The sequence below is a fragment of the Bacteroides sp. OF04-15BH genome, from assembly GCF_003477995.1.
Classification (GTDB): Bacteria; Bacteroidota; Bacteroidia; order Bacteroidales; family Bacteroidaceae; genus Paraprevotella.
In genome coordinates, this window is record NZ_QUEM01000083.1 from 1 (window position 1) to 2475 (window position 2475).

A 2475-nucleotide genomic window follows, 5' to 3' on the forward strand; every position below is an offset into this window, starting at 1 on the left:
CCTGCGGTAATGTCTTCGGCCTTTAATGCTTTTTCTTGCACGAAGATAGACTGTGCAATAGCCTGGCTCCATCCTGTAATCAAGAGGAATAAGGCTGTGGTTAGGCGGGTAATTTTTTTCATGATAATTATTTTATTTAAAGTATGTATTAAGATTTTATTTTATGGTAACTAGACGCAAATGTAGATATTTTTTTGGCATTTGTTGTCTTCTGTATGTTAAAAATAGTAGTTCTGTAGTAATTTTAGGATTTTGAATACTTGTTGGTCTGATGTGGACAGGCGGCAGGGGGCGGAGAACAAAAAAGCAGGGAAAGCAATGTCCCTGCTTTGTAATAGTAATATTCGGTGTTTGTTATTCCCACACATTGTAATCAGCTTCCTCGTTGCTCAGTGCATCGCTGGCACCCATACTGTCGTCATAGATGCCGAGGCTGCTTGTAGCCATCATGTTTTCCTGCTCCATATTCATCATGTCGAGAGCCGGTTTCTGATATGTTTTTTTCATTGATTTTAGAGTTTAAAATGAAACATAGAATGGATTATTTGCAGAAGAGAACCTTCTTGCCGCTCTTGGTTACGTAGATTCCCTTGGTTGGGTTCATTACGCGACGTCCCTGCAAGTCGTAGTACTCTTCGGTCTGAGCATCCTCGGCTACAGTGTCTTCAATACCGGTGGTCGGTCCACCAATTGTGATAGAACGAACGTGGCTTGCAGATGCCGGCAGAACCAGATAAGCCTTGTTAGAACCCAGAGTGCGGTCTTCCTCATTCATTTGATAGAAGCCTACAGCTCCCTCGTTGTTACCCATAATATAGGCATTTTCTGTGGTTTCAACTTTCTGGAAGATAGTGCTTCCCTTCAGATCATTTCCTGCAATCGGTGCTTCTGTGTTGTCGGCCAGAATGGTCAAAGTGTAAGTCTGGGCTGCTCCTTCGAGAATTACCGGTGTGTTGGCCGGAATAATGCCTCCCTCTACTTCTTTCAGAGTGAAGACACCAGCCTGTGCGTCGGCTGTTCCTGTATAGGCTTTAACATCGGCTGGAACCTGAACAGCAAACGGATAGTTGGCAGTGGCATAACCGGCGTCGGTAATGGTCAGTTCGATGCTTGTTGCCGGGATGAGATACCAGGCAGATGGAGAGTTGGAGTCGCCGCCGTTGTAGAACATGATGGCAGCACCATCACTTGTTCCTGCACCAGAAGCGTGCAGTCTCTGGTTTGAACCGGCCTTCTTGATGTGATACTGTGCGTTGCCCAAAGAAGCCAGACTAAAGGCTGTAGCGCCTTCGGTAGTCTCAATACCAGGGGTGAAGTAAGCACCGTCTTTTCCAGACATGTATGTTCCGGCATTCAGGTTCTGCAGGTAATACTGTCCTTCTGTGCCGGTAGCTACGAATTTCCAGATGGCCTGAGCACGGGCTGCGCTGCGGTCGTTGCTGAAGTAACCGTTGATTTTAGAATAAACCGGAAGTTCCAATGTGTCTACAGCTTCCAGATAACCGCCGTCGTTCAGATTGCTGGCATTGCGTGTGCTGTATTTACGGGCCAGATTTTCGATACGATAATATACATTCGGGTTGAATGTGGTCAGGTTGGCCGGGTTCTGAGCGATAGCCTGAGCTGCGCGCAGACCTTCGACGCTTCCCTTGGCCAGTTCAGCCTCAAATTCGGAGTAGGCTTCTTCGTTCAGAGTACCAATAGCGCCGCGCTTGGTGGCTTCGTTCAAGCTGGATTTTAGAGCGGCTGCTTCTTCTGTCACCGGAGTTACGCGGAATGTAGAACCTATATCCTGTCCGGTCCAGTAAACCAGTTTGTTGTTCTGCAGGTTGATTTTTGTTGTCTCACCTTTGCGTGACAAATAGAAACCATTGTCGTTTGGATAGTTTACACTGGCATAGATGGTCCATAACTCGTTCTTGGTCTCATCCAGTCCGGCGGCATTCTCAAAATGAACATAAGTGCTACTTTCTACACCTTTAGGAGATACAGAAGTCATGATCTGTGCGGCACCGGCTGCTTTGTTGTAAACCTTGATGCCATTCTCAGCATCGCCGCCGAAAGCCCACCAGTATTTGTCTTCGTAGCCTTTTGAGCTTACTCCGGAAATTTCGTCTGGTGTTTCGCTATTATAGGCGATGTAAGAGTCGCGAAGGCGTAATAGATACCACTTTGTATCGGCCGGGAACTCGTTACCGCTGATGTTTGAGGTTTCGAACGGAAGATTCCAGTTGTAAACATATTCCACAGTGGTGTTGCTGTTGATGGTAATTGATGTGGCGTCGCTTTCTTCGTTATTGATCTTTACGGTTCCGGTAAAGGTGTAGAAATTGACATTTGGAGCAGATACGGTGTATTCTTCTCCGGGGAAGATGGACTGATTTTCGGTACTGATGACATTGCCCTTGGTGTCCACCTTCTTGATGGTTACTGCGTAAGGAGCTTTATATCCTTCGGCATTATAAACCATAACAA

General features: G+C 46.4%; 1 protein-coding gene and 1 pseudogene. Both read right to left on the reverse strand.

All coding sequences use genetic code 11. The features are described from left to right. Positions 1-354 precede the first annotated feature (354 nt). The gene (locus tag DXA74_RS16380; RefSeq protein ID WP_158576095.1) at positions 355-507 is read right to left on the reverse strand and encodes a hypothetical protein; all 153 of its coding nucleotides are present in this window, start codon (positions 505-507) and stop codon (positions 355-357) included. A gap of 34 nt (positions 508-541) precedes the next feature. Further along, a pseudogene (locus DXA74_RS16385) lies at positions 542-2475 on the reverse strand (hypothetical protein); the annotation flags it as partial.

What these genes read in the sequence shown, in the direction of transcription:
- DXA74_RS16380 (WP_158576095.1), bottom strand. Translation starts at nt 507, where the DNA reads ATGAAAAAAACATATCAGAAACCGGCTCTCGACATGATGAATATGGAG.